The organism is Saccharothrix sp. DSM 118769, assembly GCF_052936295.1.
The window spans coordinates 4,246,629-4,264,424 of record NZ_CP193627.1 but is presented as its reverse complement, the minus strand read 5'-3'; the positions used below and the strand labels follow the sequence as shown (position 1 = coordinate 4,264,424).

13 protein-coding genes and 1 pseudogene are annotated in these 17,796 nt (G+C 67.0%); 6 read left to right on the top strand and 8 right to left on the bottom strand.

The window, feature by feature from the left end; all coding sequences use genetic code 11:
- Positions 1 to 84 precede the first annotated feature (84 nt).
- Positions 85 to 1,296 (top strand): cytochrome P450 family protein, encoded by a 1,212-nt coding sequence (locus tag ACRAKJ_RS18585; protein WP_447009054.1) that lies wholly within the window; start codon positions 85 to 87, stop codon positions 1,294 to 1,296.
- A 48-nt stretch (positions 1,297 to 1,344) separates the two neighbouring features.
- On the opposite strand, the gene ACRAKJ_RS18580 is transcribed toward ACRAKJ_RS18585, so the two are convergent.
- The 3 genes from ACRAKJ_RS18580 to ACRAKJ_RS18570 all read right to left on the bottom strand — a co-directional run bounded on the left by ACRAKJ_RS18580 (position 1,345) and on the right by ACRAKJ_RS18570 (position 6,200).
- On the bottom strand, positions 1,345 to 3,789 hold the full coding sequence (locus ACRAKJ_RS18580) for an ATP-binding protein (protein WP_447009053.1): 2,445 nt from the start codon (positions 3,787 to 3,789) through the stop codon (positions 1,345 to 1,347).
- A 931-nt stretch (positions 3,790 to 4,720) separates the two neighbouring features.
- Entirely contained in the window at positions 4,721 to 5,188 is a 468-nt protein-coding gene (locus tag ACRAKJ_RS18575) for a helix-turn-helix domain-containing protein (protein ID WP_438920067.1), read from the bottom strand.
- 148 nt (positions 5,189 to 5,336) lie between these two features.
- A complete protein-coding gene (locus ACRAKJ_RS18570) occupies positions 5,337 to 6,200 on the bottom strand; it encodes a helix-turn-helix domain-containing protein (RefSeq protein WP_438920068.1) in 864 nt (287 codons plus the stop codon).
- Positions 6,201 to 6,510: 310 nt separating this feature from the next.
- Between ACRAKJ_RS18570 and ACRAKJ_RS18565 the strand changes: the two genes are divergently transcribed.
- Both ACRAKJ_RS18565 and ACRAKJ_RS18560 read left to right on the top strand, forming a co-directional pair.
- Positions 6,511 to 7,701, top strand: a complete 1,191-nt coding sequence (locus ACRAKJ_RS18565) for a helix-turn-helix domain-containing protein (protein WP_438920069.1) — start codon at positions 6,511 to 6,513, stop codon at positions 7,699 to 7,701.
- Between the two features lie 177 nt (positions 7,702 to 7,878).
- Positions 7,879 to 8,025 (top strand): hypothetical protein, encoded by a 147-nt coding sequence (locus ACRAKJ_RS18560; protein WP_438920070.1) that lies wholly within the window; start codon positions 7,879 to 7,881, stop codon positions 8,023 to 8,025.
- On the opposite strand, the gene ACRAKJ_RS18555 is transcribed toward ACRAKJ_RS18560, so the two are convergent.
- The 3 genes and pseudogenes from ACRAKJ_RS18555 to ACRAKJ_RS18545 all read right to left on the bottom strand — a co-directional run bounded on the left by ACRAKJ_RS18555 (position 7,991) and on the right by ACRAKJ_RS18545 (position 9,461).
- On the bottom strand, positions 7,991 to 8,914 hold the full coding sequence (locus tag ACRAKJ_RS18555; RefSeq protein WP_438920071.1) for an ISAs1 family transposase: 924 nt from the start codon (positions 8,912 to 8,914) through the stop codon (positions 7,991 to 7,993). The two genes, ACRAKJ_RS18560 and ACRAKJ_RS18555, sit on opposite strands and share 35 nt — an antisense overlap.
- Positions 8,835 to 9,146, bottom strand: a pseudogene (locus ACRAKJ_RS18550) (transposase); the annotation flags it as partial. The pseudogene ACRAKJ_RS18550 and the gene ACRAKJ_RS18555, both read right to left, overlap by 80 nt.
- Positions 9,147 to 9,338: 192 nt before the next feature.
- Positions 9,339 to 9,461 (bottom strand): hypothetical protein, encoded by a 123-nt coding sequence (locus tag ACRAKJ_RS18545; RefSeq protein WP_438920072.1) that lies wholly within the window; start codon positions 9,459 to 9,461, stop codon positions 9,339 to 9,341.
- Between the two features lie 576 nt (positions 9,462 to 10,037).
- Here ACRAKJ_RS18545 and ACRAKJ_RS18540 point away from each other — a divergent pair.
- Complete coding sequence (locus tag ACRAKJ_RS18540; RefSeq protein ID WP_438920073.1) at positions 10,038 to 10,529, top strand: TIR domain-containing protein; 492 nt, start codon at positions 10,038 to 10,040, stop codon at positions 10,527 to 10,529.
- Positions 10,526 to 15,106: a pentapeptide repeat-containing protein gene (locus ACRAKJ_RS18535; protein ID WP_447009052.1), complete on the top strand. Its 4,581-nt coding sequence runs from the start codon at positions 10,526 to 10,528 to the stop codon at positions 15,104 to 15,106. Before ACRAKJ_RS18540 ends, ACRAKJ_RS18535 begins: the two co-directional genes overlap by 4 nt.
- 84 nt (positions 15,107 to 15,190) lie before the next feature.
- Here the strand turns inward: ACRAKJ_RS18535 and ACRAKJ_RS18530 are convergent, their stop codons facing one another.
- Positions 15,191 to 16,156 (bottom strand): transposase, encoded by a 966-nt coding sequence (locus ACRAKJ_RS18530; RefSeq protein WP_438920075.1) that lies wholly within the window; start codon positions 16,154 to 16,156, stop codon positions 15,191 to 15,193.
- On the bottom strand, positions 16,104 to 16,865 hold the full coding sequence (locus tag ACRAKJ_RS18525; RefSeq protein ID WP_447009051.1) for a transposase: 762 nt from the start codon (positions 16,863 to 16,865) through the stop codon (positions 16,104 to 16,106). The genes ACRAKJ_RS18530 and ACRAKJ_RS18525 overlap by 53 nt, the downstream gene beginning before the upstream one ends.
- Before the next feature lie 444 nt (positions 16,866 to 17,309).
- Here ACRAKJ_RS18525 and ACRAKJ_RS18520 point away from each other — a divergent pair, with 444 nt between their 5' ends.
- Positions 17,310 to 17,789: a DinB family protein gene (locus ACRAKJ_RS18520; protein WP_447009050.1), complete on the top strand. Its 480-nt coding sequence runs from the start codon at positions 17,310 to 17,312 to the stop codon at positions 17,787 to 17,789.
- Positions 17,790 to 17,796 lie beyond the last annotated feature (7 nt).

Genomic DNA, 17,796 nt, shown 5'->3' with positions numbered 1-17,796 from the left:
TGCCAACCGGTCGATACTTACCCTAAATAACTAGATCCGACCCTCCGCACGCGGGCGCGGAACATCACGACCGGGGGATTGGCAATGCAGACCGATACACAGGTCCGCCTTTTCGAGGAGGACTACTGGCAGCATGCGCTCGATGTCGGGGACCGGGTGAGGGCGGCCGAACCCGTGCATCGCGCCGAGGTAGGCGGGTACCTGCCGGTCTGGGTGATCAGCCGCTACGCCGATGCGCGCCGCGCCCTGACCGACTCTCGTCTGAGCAAGGACGCCGGTCGCATCCGCCCGGTCATGGAGCGGCACCTGCGTGCCGCCGGGCTGCCGACCGAGCTGTCCGGGATGTTCCGGCCGCACATGCTGTTCCAGGACCAGCCCGCCCATGGACGCCTTCGTCGTCTGCTGGCGGACAAGTTCACCCGCACCCGGATCGAGCAGTTGCGCTCCAGGGTGTTCGACCTGACCCGGACGCTGGTCGACGCGCTCCCCGTCGACGAGCCGTTCGACCTGGTCGACAAGCTCGCGTTCCCGCTCCCCCTCACCGTGATCTGCGAGCTGATGGGCGTGCCGGCACAAGACCGTGAAGCGTTGCGGGACTGGACCGCGGCGCTGATGGACGACGCCCCCGCGCGCCTGCTCCCGGCATCACGGGCGATGGAGGGCTACTTCGCCGAACTGATCAGCGCCAAGCGCAAGCACCCCGGTGACGATCTCCTCTCGGCCCTGGTCCGAGGTTCCGACACCGACCGCCTCGACGACGAGGAATTGATCGGGACGGTCTTCCTGATCCTCGTCGCCGGGCACGAGACCTCGACCAACGCCATCACCAAGGCCGCGCGGTGGTTGATGGCCGATCCCCGGCTGTGGAGGCACCTCGCCGACACCCCGCACAGGATCCCCCAGGCGATCGAGGAGGTGTGGCGGTTCGACTCACCGGTGCGCATGGCCACCCACCGGGTCACCGCGGCCCCGGTCGTCTACGGCGGGGTCGAAATCCCGGCCGGGGAGATCGTCCTGGTGTCGCTGACAAGCGCCAACCGCGACCCGGAGATGTTCGGCGACCCGGCCTCGCTCGACATCGGCCGTGCCGACGCGCGCAGGCACCTGTCTTTCGGCTACGGCATGCACCACTGCCTGGGAGCACCCCTGGGGCGCATGGAAGCCGAGATCGCACTGCGGCAACTCATCGCCCGGTTCCCCCGCGCCCGGCTCGCCGTCGAACCGCAGCGGCTGCGGGCGCAGCGCAGCGCCATCATGGCCGGTATCGAGGAACTACCCGTGCTCGGCGGCCGGTAGACACCCCGACGTGGGGCGACGCGATCGGCATCGCGTCGCCCCACGCGCTTACGCGTCGGCCAGGCCGGCGGCGACGTCGTCCGGCGACAGGCTCAAAAACCAGTCCCGGACATGCTGGCGGCGCCTGACCTCGCGGTCGGGGTACTCGGCGACGAGCTTGCGGATGATGTTCGAGACGTGGACCTCCACCGTGCGGTGGGACAGCCCTTCGGCCTCGCCGATCTCCCGGTTGCTCATGTCCCGGGCCACCAACGACGCGACGACGAATTCCCTCCTGGACAACTCCGCCGGGCGGCGGACGTTCACGATCGGCCGCCCACGCAGGTCGAGCGCCAGTGCCATCACCCCGTCGGTGGCCAAGCGCTCCCCCAGCGCAACGCTGATGTCGAACTCCTCGTCACCGAACTCGCTGCGGGCCTTGCCTTCCGCTTTCTGCTGCACCCGCAGAAACGGCAGCAGCCCGAGGACCGACGCGTTGGTGAGCTTGCGGGCGGCGTTCGCGGCACCCATCAGCTGCGCGCCCCGCTCGTGGTCTCCGAGTTCGACCGCGATCAGGAACAGCAGCCACTTCGTCCACGCCGGCCCCCACGTGTCCTTGATCGCGTGCTGGATGCGCAGTGTGCGCTGCGCCAGCGTCAAGGCCTTACCGGGATCGCCGTGCAGCAGTTCGGCCAGCGACAGGGTCCACAGTGCCCAGGAGATCGACCACTCGGCTCCGGCCTTCTCCGCGGAGGCCAGCAGGCGTCGGCACCACGTGAACGCCGTGTCGCGGTCCGCGAAGAACACCGCACTCATCGCGCCGAACATGAGCGCCATGAACGCATCGCCGTCGTGCCCCGCGGCCAGGAACGCCGCCTCGGCCTTCCCGTAGCCCTCCACCGCTCCCAGTGCGAGGACCGGGTCCTGCTCGACCAGCCACAGCCGGGTCGCCCGCGCGTACAGCACCGGAGGAAACGTCTCCTGACACCCCAACGCCCGGGCACCGTCCTCGGCCTGCTCCAACAGCGTCAGCCCGTCGACCTGATTGCCCTGGATCAACGCCAGCCACGTCGACAACGACAGACCACTGATCCGGTCCACGGTCGGTGTCTCGGGCGACTCGTCCAGGGCCGAGGCCATCATGTCGCGGCTGTCGTTGATCCGGCCCGCGAACACCAAAGCCCTGCTGCGCCCGGTGGCGACCGTCAACCGCAGCGCCGACGTGGAGTGCCCCGTCGCGAGGAAGAACTCCTGCGCCGCGAGGATGTTCGGCAACTCCGCGTGGACGCACTGCATCCACGCGACCTCATCGGGCCCCAACCAGTGCTGCGCCGCCTGCTCGGCGAAGGAGAGGTAGTAGTTCGCGTGGGCACGGCGCAGCGTGATCGATTCCCCCGACGCCTCGACCAGCTCCTCGCCGTAGAGACGGATGGTCTCCAACAGCCGGAACCGCGTACTCGGCCCGCTCCTGTCGACGACCAGCAACGACTTGCGCTTGAGGCGGGTCAGCAGCGACCGGACCTCGGCCCGGTCGATCCCGCGGCTCTCCGACACCGCCGCTACCGCGTCCAGGTTGAACCCGCCGGCGAACACCGACAACAGCGCCCACATCCGCCGCAGCGGCTCGTCCAGCAAGCCGTAGGACCAGTCCAGCGTGGCGCGCACGGACCGGTGCTGCTCCTGCCGTGCGTCCCCGCCGACCAGCGTGTCCAGCAGTGCCCGACGCTGCGCCAGCATCTCGTGCAGCGTCATCGTCTCCAGGTTGACCGCAGCCAGCTCGATGTTCAGCGGGATACCGTCGAGCGCCTCGCACAACTCGATCGCCACGCAGTAGTCCGAGGCCGGAATCTCCACCCCGACCGCCTGGGCACGATCGATCAGCAGCTGGACTGCCTCGGGCACGCAGCAGGAACATTCCCCGACGCAGGCCGAGTCGTTGCTCGCCACCGACAGCGGCGGCACGGCCACGATGTACTCGCCCTGGACACCGAGGTTCTCCCTGCTCGTGGCCACCACCTGGAGCCGCGGCAAGGCCGCCAGCAGTTGACGCAGCAGTCGCGGCACCTGCCCCGATCCCGGGTCGGTGCCCACCAGGTGCTCGCAGTTGTCGAGCGCGAGCACCACCCTCCCCTTCGTCGACAGGGCCTCGATCAGCCTCGCCGCCGCCGGGGCGGGAGAGTTGTTCGGCAGGCCCAGCGCCTCGGCGATCGTCGACGCCAGCCGATCCTCCGTGGCCTTCAACCCCGCCAGCCGAACAAGCACCACCTCGTCGAAATCCTCGGCCAGATCAGCGGCGAGGCGTTCCAGCAGCCGCGTCTTGCCCACACCGCCCGCACCGGTCAGCGTCACCAGGCGCATCGTGCGGAGCAACTCGGTCGTCGCCCCGAGCAGAGCGCCACGCCCGATGAAGGTGGTCATGTCCGCCAATGCGGCACCGATCGCAAGTTCGGAAAGCACCTGCTCCTGATCCGATTCCGCCCCTGTCGCCTCGATCCCACCGGCGCCTGTCACCACGTTCGTTGCCCCCGACAGTTGTGCAGTCGGCGCCCCGACAGCGCCGACCAGGTTCCATAGGCCCGGCGTCGAACCACCTGCTGTACAGCCTCTACCAGGCAGAACTCCATACAGACAAGATATGATCACTCACCGTGCCCACGTGACCGTACACCGCAAATCTGCGGTCCCGCACGGAATACGAGCGAACCTCTGGTCAGTGACGGTCGCCACATGTGCCCATGGCCGACTCCTCACCCGGGCTCGACCTCGAATCGCCCCGACTCCACATCCGCCACGGTGACAGGTGGCATTGCACCGGCCTGCCCCATCCGGGTCGTGGTCAAGGCGCGTCGTGCATCCTCCGGCAGATCTCCGCCGTGCAACTCCAAGGCCACGCGTCCCCTGTGAGGAGCCGGCGACCGCCGACGCAGTCTCTCCGAGCCAGCAGCCACCCGACAGGCTCCGATGGCCTACAGGGAACGTCGGATCGACACCTGCCGACGCGACCTGTTCGACCGCACCCTCGTCTGGAACCGACCGCACCTGCCCCACGCTTTGCATGAACACGAAGTCCAACCTATGGGCCCCTGGTGGTCCCACCAGCGAAAACGCTGGTCAGCGTGGTCTGTAGCGGCCAGGTGTGGCCTGGTGTGGCGGGTAACGGCCGGTTGGTGCTCCGCGTGGGATCACGCGGTGGTCGTTGCCTGTCCCACCTGGCCGCTTGGGGCCGGGTGGTTCCGGACGTCAAGTTGGCAACGCCCCCGCTGCCTGCTCCGCAGACCATTCGGGTGATCGTTCCCGTAGGTCGTGGGATCACCAGCACCGGGGAACGCGGGCCCGGCGGGTAGGTCTGCGATCATGTGCGGCACGTGGACCGGGTGACGTACCCGCCGCCCTCCGGCCCTACTGCGGCGAACCAGGCCGGGGGCAGTCGGTGGCGGCGGGCGGTCTAATCCGTGGGCGGGTCCGGGCGGCATCGGCAGGTCTGGGCGGGGACGCTTTCGGCCAACCATGGTACCAACTCGATCGGGGGCACGTTCAACGCGGTGGCGAGCGCCATCAAGGTCGGTAGGCGGTCGAGGGAACGTTGACCCGTTTCGATCCTGGAGATGTAGGCCACGTTGAATCCGGCCCGTGCCGCCAGCATCTCCTGCGACATGCCACGCCGCATCCGTGCCCTTCGGAGAAGAACCCCAGGTGTATGGGCCGGGTCGAGCAGCGCCGCCAGAGGCACGTGCAGTGCCGTCGCCAGGGCGAACAGCGAGGATACGCGTGCCGATGTTCGGGAGTTCTGTTCGAGGCTGCGGACCAGGTTCAGACTGATTCCCGAACGGTCGGAAAGTTGTTGTTGGGTCATTCCCGCTTTCCGGCGGAAGCGGACGATGTTCTCCCCGATGGACAGGAGATCGACTCCCATTTCGCCGTGCGATGCGTGGTTACCGGACGATCGGGCGCACGAGGCACATATGTCCTGCTGGTTGTAGCGACTCAGGTTGGTGCCGCATCCACCCCGGCAAGTCCGTGACGCCCGGTTTGACCGGACTTCTACGTTCGCCATGGGTACATTACCTGTTCACTTTCGGCGACATCCCGGACTCGACTTCCACTGTCACTGTCACGTGGATATTGATGACGGGGAATGCGCCAGACTGCTCGAAGATGGCGGTCAAGGCCGTAATGAAGTCTACCCCGGAAACCGACCCCGCCGTTGAGCCACCGTGTTCGCTCCACAGGTTCTGTTGGAACTCACCCAGCAGCACCGACAGTTGGGTGACGGTGATCCCCAATGCTTCGACCAACCTCACATGCGTACCACAAAATATCGGCCGGTTCTCCCCCGATTCCCAGGACCTCACAGTACGCGGAGACACCCCTACAGCCTCCGCCAACGTTTCCTGGGTATGTCCAGCAATCTTGCGAGCCACGGCAAGCTGCGACTTTTCGGCACCCTTACACTCAACTGCTCGACTTTCCGCCTGGGCGCGACCTGCACTCTCGCGGGACTCGTCGTTAACGTGGAACCAGAGATGCCCCTGAGGGATTCCGAGCATCCTGGACCATCTGGCGAGTTTTCCGAGATCGAAAACACTCTCACCGTTCTCGATACGACTCAGTCGTGACGGCGATATGTTCAGCCACCTCGCCATCTGTTCCTGAATAATGTCGCGACGATGGAACGGATGGGTCCGGAACGCGCGAATCACCGCGCCCATCTGACGGGATTCAAGAGCCGGTCCGATATGTTCGTCGTCCCAGAATTCCGGAGGCACAGGCGGCACTGGTCGGGAAAAACGGTCCTTCTTCGCGCAAGCGGAACATTGCTCGCTTCGGTTGTCCCTTGCCAGCCGGGTTCCGCAGGGGCAGTGTCGCAGAAGACCCGGTCCACCCGTGAATGCATTCGCGCGGGATTTCGGGAACGTGATCGTCACCGTGACTGACCCTCTCGTCGCATAGGCGGTGCTGTGGTCCGTGGACGCCGGTAGCCAGCTCAGCCCTGTGGGGAGGAAGCGAGGCCCACACGAGACAGCGCGCGGCGTGGGACCACCCGAGCTGGCTACCGACACCGGGTCCCGCTGGCCGCGTCAGGTTTGACGACCGTTGTGGCCCGGTCCGTAGCCGCAGGATTGCAGTACGTGACCAGCACTTTAGGAGCGATCGAGGGCCCCAAGGGACATCAAAGGGACATGAGAGGGACACATGCAGGGGTATGGTTGTGGCTACACAGGGAGGTGGCGACACATGAATTTCGAGGATAATGGCGTAGCTGCACGGGTTATTGAAGCGCGGAAAATTGCGGGCCTGACTCAAGTTCAACTGGCCACACGAGCGAATGTGTCGCTATCGCTAATCAAGAAGGTCGAAAGAGGCGCAATGCCAGCCTCTCCAATGTTTATCGCATCCGTTGCACGCGCCCTCGGCCTTCTTGTTACCGACCTCACCGATTCTCGTAACTTTGACTCACTCCAGGGCAGTTACGGGCTGGAGAGAAGGTTCGTTCCAGACTTGGAACGCGCAATCATCGAAGGCAATAACACCCTCCTTGACGGACCACTGCATTCGCTACCCAGCCTCTCCCTTACGTTAAAGCGAGTCATCACCGGAGGGCGAGTCAGTCGTTACTCAGATATTCTTGAAGTCTTGCCTGACCTGATTCGCCACCTTAGCGTTCACTCTATCACCGCAGCATCCGATCAGCTTGAATTGGCTAACCGTCTTCTTGCTCAAGCGTACTACTCGGCAATGTTTGCCTCATACAAGTTCGGCCATCTCTCACTGAGCGCTTGGGCGGCCGAGCGAATGTCTATGACGGCAAATAAGAGTGGTGATCCACTGTGGGCAGCAATGGGTCACTACAGTCGATCCCAAGCTCTAATGTTCAGCGGAAGCTACCGCGCAAGCCAACTGATGCTTGACAGGGTCGAAGCCGACCTAGCAGATGAAAAAGACGCGCGCAAAATCGAAGTTCTAGGTGCCGCACACCTCGCTGGCTCGATCATCGCTGCTCGCCTTGATAAATCGACTCTGTCAGATGCACACTTGCAGGAAGCGCGAGACTTGGCTCGACACGTCGACACTACTGGTGATCAGTTTGACACTGCATTTTCTGCGGCCAATGTCGAAATTCACGCTGTTGCGGCAGCGGTGGAATCATCAGAACCCTCAGTGGCTCTAAAGCGTGGCGCTGGCCTCAACTTGACAGGCAAGCTGTACCCCTCCAGGATCGGCCACTATCATATTGACCTTGCTCGTGCATACTTCATGCAAGGTGACCATGAAAACGTAATCCGAGAGCTTCAATTGGCTCGGCAGATTTCACCTCAACAGGCACGCTATCATCCTCAAGTGCACGAACTGATTCGCGCATTGGCTCGCACCCGACGTCGCAGTGATCCGGTAGCACGACTGGGCGCATGGGCGGGATTGAAATAGCCAGCTAGTTGTCACTTGACCGCCCTAGGCATGGGTGCAAGTCGTCTCTCCAATTGTCCACGTTCCCTACACCTGGGCAAGTGGCCAAGTTTGTCACGCTGTGTCCACACTGACCGTGCACGGGATCAACACCAATAGGGCGCGTACCCGCATTCGCTACACAGGAAGAGCACAGCCGTGGTGGAGCTAGAAGCCTGGTACGACGTGGACCACGACGACCCCACGGTCGTGCGCACCCCGGCCGAGCTGGACGCCATGTTGGACGTCGTAGCCGGGCGGGAAGGCCGGATCATCGTGGACGTGTACGTGGTAGGGACACGGTGAAGTAGACCGTTTCGTGGCGGGTCTTTGCGCTGGTGGTGCGGCTGCGGGTGATTCGGACGGCCTGCTCGGCGTGCGGGGTGACGGCTTTGACGGTGCGGGTCTCGCGGCGTCCGTGACCACGGTCGCGAGTGCGGCCCCCGACGGGGATTTTGGGCCAAGGCAGGGATTTGAGTTGGGTGAGCAGCGTCGGTTGGTTGCCTTTGACCGCGGTCATCAGGTGGGCTCCGCGGGCGGCGACCTGCCGGACATGGTCGACTTGGGTGTGCAGGGCGTCGGCGACGAACACCATGCCCTTCAGGGAGCCCACGACCTTGTGGACGGCGTCGAGAAGCGGTGTGAACGCGGGGATCTCGTTCGTTTTCGCGTCCACGGTGACCTGGGCCAGGACGATGCCGATGTCGGTGTCCAGCGCGGAGAGCAGGTGGACCTGTCGGCCGTCGTCGAGGCGGGCGCCGCGCAGGGTCTTGCCGTCCACGGCGATGACGTGGCGGTATGGGCGTTGTCGGACCGGTGGTGATCGCCGGGCGCGGGTGGTGAGCCAACCGGCGAGGACGGTGGCCAACAGATCGGCGTCGAGGCGGGTTAGCAACCTCCACATCGTTGTGGCGCAGGGGATGCGATCGAAACCGAGCCGGTCGCGGGCGTGATGGTCGAGATCCTGCAGCCAGTCGGTGATGGCCGCGAATGACGACGCCCCGGCCAGGACCGCGCAGACCGCGATCGTGAGCAGTGCCGACAACGGGTAACGGATCCCGCGTGGGTCACGCGGGTCCGAGATCTTCGCCAGGGCGTCCCGCAGATCACCGTGCTCACCATCGGTGACAGGCGCCGGTGAGCCGTCGGGGGAGGGTGTCGTGAGGGTCAGTGCGGTGATGAGAGATGATGCCATCGGCGGGTGGGGTCTTCCTCGGAGTCGTGAAGCGTCGCAACTCCATGATCACCGACGCGATCTCACCCGCCGCCATCGCCTCCGCGAAGGCATGTTTCCCGGCGGTGTCGCGCGTTCGGCGCAGCGGGCTGCGGGCGGCGCCCCGGTCCTGCGTCGAGGCGGGCGTGACCAACACGGCCACCGGCAAACCCAGGGTGTCCACGACGATGTGCCGCTTGCGGCCCTGGACCTTCTTCCCGCCGTCTCAGCCACGCGTGGCCCGATTGACGGTCTCGGCCGCGCGCACCGACTGCGAGTCCATGACTGCCGCCGACGGAGCCGCCACCCGGCCCTCCGCCAGGCGGACACGGTCGCGCAACGCGTCGAGCAGCCGCTGCGACGCACCCACCTTCTCCCATGCGGCGAAACGCTTATAGACCGTTGGTCACGGTGGGAAGTCCGCCGGCAGCGCCCGCCACTTGATGCCGTTGTCGACCATGTAGCCGATCGCGTCCGCGATCAGGCAGTGGCAGTACTTCTCCCACCGCGCGCCCCGACCGCCAGGCACGCCGGATCGGGCCGCAGCGGGTCCAGCTCGGCTCACTGGGCATCGGTGACATCGGTCGGATACCGGGCCGTGCGTGCGGTGGGCCGGTGGGAGGCGGCCAAGCGGCAGCACGGGGCACCTGCGGTGGCCCCACCGGATGACAACGGAACTCCCGGCAGAGCGGCGCTTCGACAACGTCCGATCTACAGGAGTTCCCTCGTCTGCGCACCAAGGGCCTCATTCGCTCAAGCTCGGAAGCGGGCACTTACCCCGATCCTGCGGAGCCAACAGGCGCTGCCCCTACCAGGTGTTCCGAAAGCCATCGCGCTGGGCCAGCGTGCCAAACAGATCGTCGAAACGGGCCGCGTAACCCTTCACTGGCCCCGGAGCCGCGGACACGGACGACGTGCGGCGTCATGCACCTCGTACAGGAGCGAATCCCCACCTTCACCGGGTTATCACACTTACACCACCCTGTCAACAGACAACTTGTAACTACCGGTAAACGCGGCACGCGGATGTCACCGATGCTGCTGGAGTACCACCCCTGCTAGGGTCTGCCGATCCGGAGCGCATCCGGGAACTCCAGGGGGCGGGATGGCGGTCACCACGGTCCGGGTCTTTCTGAGCTGGTGTCACCGCGACGCCAAGGCCAAAGCGGCGCTGCTGGCTGAGTTGCTGCCCGCGTTGGAGCTGTTCACGGACCTGCGGGTGCAATGGTGGGAGGACAGCCATTTGACCTGTGGTGAGCAGTTCGCTCCGGCGATCTTCGACCGCATGGACGAGGCCGACTTCGGGCTACTGCTGGTCTCCACCGACTATCTGGTCAGCTCGTTCATCCGTAAGCACGAGCTGCCGCGGTTCGCCGGGCCGGACGCGGACCGGGGCGCGTTGCCGGTTCGACTCACCCCGTTGCCGCCGTTCGGCTCGGAGGTCGACTTCGGCGGTCTGGCGGAGCTGCAGATGTTCTCACTGGAGGGGCGAGCCTTCACCGAGACCACAGGTCCCCGGCGCAAGCGCTTCGGTATCGACCTTGCCGCCTCCATCCGCCGGCGTGCGCTGAACCTGAACGGATACCGGACGCTGTGAGCAGCAGGCTTGACCGCGAGCAGATCGCCGACCGCCTCCGTGCCCTGACCGGGGTCCTGACCTCCATGCAGCACGCCCGCGTCGCAGCAATCGGCGACCTGGTCGACGGGCAGGGCCGGTTCGTGTTGCGCGCGGCGCTGGAGGCGGCCGAGTTCACCGGGGACGACACCCGCGCGCAGGACGCGTTCCAGGACTTCCGGGACAAGGTCAACGCCCGCGCCCGCGATGCCGGCGTGGACCTGGTCCTGGAACTGGACAAGCGCAAAGTCAAACCCGACCGGCGTCACGGCTGGTTCACCGGGGACCCGGTCGGCCGCGTCCTGGCGTCCTACACGAACGAGACCTCCGGCCGCACCGGCATCACCCGCCCGGTCCTACCCGAAGTCGCCGAGATCGGCGACTCCCGCCGCCTGCGTGTCTACGTCGGGTTCCACCCCACCAGCGGCAATACCGCACGCCGGGCATCGGCGCTGATCCAGCAGTTGCAGGAGTCGCTGGCCACCCTGGCGGGGCAGGTGTGGGAGGTCGAGGACTCCCGGACGGTCGGCATCGGCGAGGACACCGAGCAGGCACGTGACCGACTGTGCGAGCAGGCCGACGTGCGGGTCGCTCTGATCAGCCCGGCTTTACTCAGCTCCGGCCGCGAGCGGCAGCGGGTGACCGGCCCGGGGTCCTGCCCGGTTGTGCCGGTCGCGTTCAGCCGGCTTCCCGACGGCCCGGTCAACCTCGCCCCGCTGCACAGCCATCAGATCGTGCGCCGTAGCAGTCCTTGGGTCGAGTTGACCAGCACCGCGCGGCGAGCCGAGTACGTCAACGAGGTGATCGCGGCCATCCGCACCGCCCTGCTCCCCACACCGCGCCTTGCCCTCGCCACTACCCCCGCTCCGGAGGACAAGGCTCCGTTCCTCGCCTGGGCCGAGAGCCAACTGCGCTTCGACATCGACCATCTCGTGCCCTCCAGGCTGGCGGAGACGGCCTTGACGGAATCCCGGCTGTGGCACGGCGATGTCTCCGCCGGGCCGCCGCTGCAGGCCGTGGAACGACTGGTGGAATGGGCCACCGACACCGCCCCCGGTGCGGCGCGGTTGTGCGCGTTGCTCGGCGATGTCGGCATGGGCAAGACGACCACCGCCAAACTGTTCGCCCAACGCCTGATGCAGTTGCACAACCAGGATCCCACCCGGCCGGTGCCGATCCTGTTCGACCTGCGCGACCTGCGGCTGTCCACACTGCCCGCTGGCGCGATGACGCTGGATCACATCCTCGACGGCATGCTCGACGCCCGTCGCCCGTCCGACGTGCCCCGCGACCGCCTGCACGCCGCCACCGTCCGTGCTCGCCTTGATCACGGCGACACCGTGATCGTCTTCGACGGCCTGGACGAAGTCCTGGTCAACCTCGATCCCCGCGACCGCAGCCTGTTCACCCGCCAACTCTGGCGCGCCCTGACCGGTCCCACCTCCACGCGGATGCTGCTGACCTGTCGCACCCAGTACTTCCGCGACATCCGTGACGAAGCCGCCTACTTCACCGGACTGGACCGCGAGGGCCTGCGCGGCAGTGACTACCTGGCGTTGCTCATGCTTCCCTTCGGCCACGAGCAGATCCGCGACTACCTGCTGGGCAACCTCGACCGCGACCCCGACGCCGTCGACAGGTTCCTGGACACCATCGCCGCCGTCCACGACTTGACCGACCTGGCCCGCCGCCCGGTCACCCTGCGCATGATCGCCGACATGGTCGAGTTCATCGAGACCGCCAAGCTCGAAGGCCGCGCCCTGCGCTCGGTCGACATCTACGCCGAGGTTGTCGACCGCTGGATCACCCGCGACGAGGGGAAACACACTCTCACCCCCGACCATAAACGACTGCTCATGGAGGAGATCGCCGCCGGGCTGTGGCGATCCCGTCAGAACTCCTGGACCCCGCAGCAGGTCGACGACTGGCTGCTGGACCTGCTCGATCGGCGTCCCGACCTTACCCGGCACTACCGCGAACGCCTGCCCGACCTGTGGACCGCCGACTTCCGCACCGCCACGTTCCTCAGCCGCGACGGCGACACCTACCGCTTCGCCCACCGCTCCCTATTCGAGTACTTCCTCGCCCGCCACCTCCACCGCATCCTCACCGACACCTCCGCACACGACCGGACCGAGCACCTCGCCGAAGCCCTGAGCATGCAGATCCCTAGCACCGAGACACTGGACTTTCTGGGACAGTCGCTCGCCGGCGCTTCCGCCCCGGCGCGCAAGGCCGCACTGGACGCTCTGCACCGCATCGGCCGCCACCACCACCCGCAAGCCTCCGAACTGGCCCTCGCCTACGCCCTGCACGCCCACCAGCGCGACTACCCGCGGCAGGACCTGACCGGTATCGACCTCTCCGGTGCCACCATGCCAGGCTGGCGCTTCGGCTCCAACGACCACACCAGGCTGCGCCTGACCGGCGCGCGACTGCGCGGCGCCAACCTCCGCAACGCCACCTTCCACAATGCGGACCTCACCGACGCCGACCTGTCCGACGCCGAGGCCACCACCGCCGAATTCCACCACTGTGACCTCACCAGGACCACCTGGACGGCGACCAACGCCGCAGGCACGATCCTGCGGCACTGCCGCATCGACGACCTCGACCTCACCCTCGCCCACACCCACCGCACCCAACTGCTCCTGTGCACACCGACACCCCAACCGGGACCGGAACTCCTCACCGCCCCCGCGAATTCGGCTCCATCGCGTGAGTACACGCTGCGGCATTTCACGGTTTCCGGCCAATTCGCCCGGTGCATAGCGTGGTCACCGGACGGCACCCGCTACCTCACCGGCGGCGGCGGCGGCGCCCGTCAATGGGACGCCGCCACCGGCGAACTCCTCCACCACACCACCACCGACACCGTGTGGTCGGTGGCATGGTCACCGGACGGCACCCGCTACCTCACCGGCGGCGACGACGGCGCCCGTCAATGGGACGCCGCCACCGGCGAACTCCTCCACCACACCACCACCACGTTCGTGCGGTCGGTGGCATGGTCACCGGACGGCACCCGCTACCTCACCGGCGGCGGCGGCGGCGGCGCCCGTCAATGGGACGCCGCCACCGGCGAACTCCTCCACCACACCACCACCGACACCGTGTGGTCGGTGGCATGGTCACCGGACGGCACCCGCTACCTCACCGGCGGCGGCGGCGGCGCCCGTCAATGGGACGCCGCCACCGGCGAACTCCTCCACCACACCACCACCACGTTCGTGCAGACGGTGGCATGGTCACCGGACGGCACCCGCTACCTCACCGGCGGCGGCGGCGGCGCCCGTCAATGGGACGCCGCCACCGGCGAACTCCTCCACCACACCACCACCGACACCGTGTGGTCGGTGGCATGGTCACCGGACGGCACCCGCTACCTCACCGGCGGCGGCGGCGGCGCCCGTCAATGGGACGCCGCCACCGGCGAACTCCTCCACCACACCACCACCACGTTCGTGCAGACGGTGGCATGGTCACCGGACGGCACCCGCTACCTCACCGGCGGCGGCGGCGGCGCCCGTCAATGGGACGCCGCCACCGGCGAACTCCTCCACCACACCACCACCACGTTCGTGCGGTCGGTGGCATGGTCACCGGACGGCACCCGCTACCTCACCGGCGGCGGCGGCGCCCGTCAATGGGACGCCGCCACCGGCGAACTCCTCCACCACACCACCACCGACACCGTGTGGTCGGTGGCATGGTCACCGGACGGCACCCGCTACCTCACCGGCGGCGACGACGGCGCCCGTCAATGGGACGCCGCCACCGGCGAACTCCTCCACCACACCACCACCACGTTCGTGCAGACGGTGGCATGGTCACCGGACGGCACCCGCTACCTCACCGGCGGCGACGACGGCGCCCGTCAATGGGACGCCGCCACCGGCGAACTCCTCCACCACACCACCACCGACACCGTGCAGGCGGTGGCATGGTCACCGGACGGCACCCGCTACCTCACCGGCGGCGACGACGGCGCCCGTCAATGGGACGCCGCCACCGGCGAACTCCTCCACCACACCACCACCACGTTCGTGCGGTCGGTGGCATGGTCACCGGACGGCACCCGCTACCTCACCGGCGGCGGCGGCGCCCGTCAATGGGACGCCGCCACCGGCGAACTCCTCCACCACACCACCACCGACACCGTGCAGGCGGTGGCATGGTCACCGGACGGCACCCGCTACCTCACCGGCGGCGACGACGGCGCCCGTCAATGGGACGCCGCCACCGGCGAACTCCTCCACCACACCACCACCGACACCGTGTGGTCGATGGCATGGTCACCGGACGGCACCCGCTACCTCACCGGCAGCAGCAACGGTTGTGTCCAGGTCCGTGATGTCATAACGGGGTCGGTGTCCGGCGTAACCATCGTCCTATGTCCTGGCGGTGAGGTGGTCGTCTACGACAGCTCCGCCAACATGGTCGTGGGGGTGACGGAGCAGGGTTGGCGATGGCTAGGGTGGAGCGCGCTCCAAGATGGATACATAGAACGCCTTCCCGCCGAGACCTTCGGCGAACTGCCGCCTTTGCCGTCATCGTGAACTGCTCCAACTTGGACTCCACTAAATTATTACCTCGTGCTGGATCTGAGCTTGACTCTGTCGGTGATCTTGGTCGCTGCTGTGTCAGCTGGCGGCTCGCCAGGAACGCAGGCGCGGGATGTCCTGCTCATCGAGGTAGTCCTGGAAAGCTGTCGGTGGTCGTGGGGGCGCGCTTGTTCCGGGAGGTTGCCGGCTGAGGCGTTCGATGTTGACCGCGATGGCGGTGAGCACGTGCTGTAGGTGGGTTTTGCTCTGTCCTCGGTAGCGGCAGCGGCGCATGCCATGACCGTGGGTGAACTCGAAAATGGTCCCCTCGATGCCGGAACGCACCGTGTAGCGCTTGTGCCAGGCCGGTTCCTGTCGTTCGGCGCGGTTGCGCAGCTGCAGTTCCAGCAACTTCTTCGGAGGGAAGCCCACGCTGCGCGAGGAAGCATGGGAGGTGGTGCACTGGGCTCGGACCGGGCAGGGTTGGCACTGGCCCTTGGTGAAGCGGGCCACGATCAGCGGGGCCGCGGTCGGTGAGGATGTCGGGTAGGGGCCGTGCCAGCCTCTGCTGATCTGGCCTTGTGGGCAGGTGACCTGGCGGCGGTCGAAGTCGATGCTGAAGTCGTCGCGGGCGAAGCCTTCGCCCTTCCGGTGCTGGTGGGTGGGGTTTCCCGGGAGTGGTCCGATGACGGTGATCCGGTGTTCGCGTTCGGCTCGCTCCAGGTGGACCAGGGAGGTGTAGCCGCCGTCGACCAGGTGCCGGTCGGGCCGCAGGCCGCGGTGTTGCAGTCTGGTGTGGATTCCGGGCAGGACCGAGGCGTCGGAGCTGGTGGCGGGCATGGTGGCCACATCGGTGATCACGTTCGGGCTGTCGCCGAAGCAGGTCTCGGTCACGTGCGCGAGGAACCCCTGCAGGCGAGTGACCTGCCCACGACACGCGTAGCGCACCGTCGGGTCGTAAGGCGAGACGATCCGATGCGCAGACGGCGGCAGACCGCTGCCCTGCTCGTCCTCACGCCACCGCAGGCGGCCCGTGGCATCCCGGTGGTAGTTCTGGACCAGCACCTGCCGCAGAGCCTGGACCTGGAAGACGTCCGGCAGGCCGGGATGGTTGTGGCCGAGGTGTTCTAGCAGGTGGCGGGCGTCCGCCCCGGTGGCGTCGATCCTGCTCTTGGACCGGGTCCGGGTTCTTGCCCAAACGTACGGGGCGGCCGTAGCGGCGGCCCCAGTGCCCGCCGACCAGCCCGTGCAGCGCACGATCGGCGACGCGGGCGAGTTCCTCCAGGGCCGCACGCACCGCCTCCGTCATCAATTCGAGGCGGGTCAGGTCGCGCACCGCGGCCAGGACGTGGGTGGAGTCGGTGCGCTGGGTGGTGCGTTCGCGGACCAGTCCGGCGTCTTTCAGACGGGCCAGGGCGGTATCGAGGAGGTGGTCTGTCCGGCCGGCCCGCAGGAGGCGGTCGCGGAAGTCGCCGAGCACGCTGTGGTGGAAGCCGGGGTCGTCGAGTTCGAGGCCGAGCGCGTACTTGAAGTCGATGCGGCAGCGCACGGCCTCGGCGGCACCGCGGTCGGACAGGCCCAGCAGGAACTGCAGCACGCTCACCGTGGCCAACTGGGCGGGCGAGAGCCCAGGGCGTCCGTTACGCGAGTAGCAGTCGGCGAAGTCCTCGTCCCTCCACAGGCCGTCGAGGCGGTCACGCACCCACATCGCCGTCGTACCAACGGGATTACCGGCTCGCGCCATCCGCGCGGTGAGCTCCGGGACCTCCACCACGGACCGGGGACCGACCGGTAACGACATCCGACCACCTCAGGGAGCATCGCGACTTCACCGACCCCCGGAAGCCTCCCTGTTACCGATCAGTCACCCTCCACGACACGCCAGCCATTCCAAGATCACCGACAGGGTCCAGCTCAGACACCGTTCCGACTCGTGTGGCACGACTCCGCCGTCGCCCACGAGCACCTCGCCGGCGGCTACGACCGGCGTCGACCGCGTCCGGCGGTCACCCACCATGCGGTACCTCCGGGACGTGCTCGCCGAGTACGACGTCGAGGTCGACCTGCGGTAGCTGTGCGCCGGCCACCGACCGGCGGCACACGAACTCCTGTCCGGAGGGCGGAACCAGACCGTGCGCCCATCCACACATGCCGATGAGCGCGTAGTTGTTCCTGGACGGCCGTCTGGGATGCTGCGCACATGTCCACCTTCCCAGCCGTGTCCGCCGAGGACGTTGTCGATCAACCGGTTCGCGCTCAGCTCGAGGCGTTCCTCGACGAGCACCGCGGCGCGCTCAACCGCTGCCTGGACGGCCTCACCGAGGAACAGGTGCGTCGATCGCTGGTGTCCTCCCGGACCACGCTCCTGGGCCTGGTCAAGCATGCGACCTTCGTCGAGAAGGTCTGGTTCGACGAAGCGGTCACCTGCCGCTCGCGTGCCGAGATCGGCATCCCCGCGACACCGGACGAGTCGTTCGTCATCGATGACGAGGACACCATCGCGACCGTCCGGCAAGCACACCGAGCCGCGTGCGGGGCATCCCGCCGCGCGATCTCGTCCTTGGGACTCGACGACACGGTCCACGGCAACCGGCGCGGCCCGCTCCCGCTGCGCTGGGTGTACCTCCACGTCCTGCGCGAACTCGCTCAGCACTGCGGACACGCGGACATCCTCCGCGAGCAACTCCTCGCCGAGTAGCGCGTCG